1 pseudogene is annotated in these 553 nt (G+C 68.4%); it reads right to left on the bottom strand.

The annotated features are described in order from the left end of the window. Positions 1–553 (bottom strand): annotated as a pseudogene (locus tag EOA36_RS36725) (chromosome segregation protein SMC); the annotation flags it as partial.

Raw genomic sequence — 553 nt, 5'->3', positions numbered from 1 at the left:
GACCTGCGCGACGCGGAAGCCGCGGCTGCAGCCGCGGCTTCCGCGTCGCGCAGGTCAGGCAAGCGATGGGCGGAGATGCCCTGCTCCTTGGCCGCGTTCATCTGCGTGGCGGCGCGGTCGCCAACGAGCGCCGTGGCCGTAGCCAGCGCCGAACGCGCCTCGCCTTCCTGCGTCTTGGCCAGCGTCCAGCGCAGGTGCAAGAGCGTTGCTTCGGCCTTGCGGATGTCGGCGGACAGGTTCTTGAAGCGCGAAGCCTGGCGCGCCTGGCGCTTCAGGCTTTCGATCTGGCTTTCCAGTTCGCCGACGACGTCGTCCAGGCGTTCGAGATTCTGTTCGGCGGCCTTCAGCCTCAGTTCCGCCTCGTGGCGGCGGGTGTGCAAGCCGGAAATGCCGGCCGCCTCTTCGAGCAGGGCGCGACGGGCCTGCGGCTTGGCCTGGATCAGTTCGCCGATACGGCCTTGCCCGACCATCGAAGGCGAGCGTGCACCGGTCGACTGATCGGCGAACAGAAGCTGCACGTCCTTGGCGCGTGCTTCCTTGCCGTTGATGCGGT

The sequence above is a fragment of the Mesorhizobium sp. M8A.F.Ca.ET.021.01.1.1 genome (assembly GCF_003998025.1).
In the GTDB taxonomy this organism is placed as follows: domain Bacteria; phylum Pseudomonadota; class Alphaproteobacteria; order Rhizobiales; family Rhizobiaceae; genus Mesorhizobium.
Note: the sequence above shows the minus strand (reverse complement) of the source record. Positions and strands in the feature narration are given on the sequence as shown.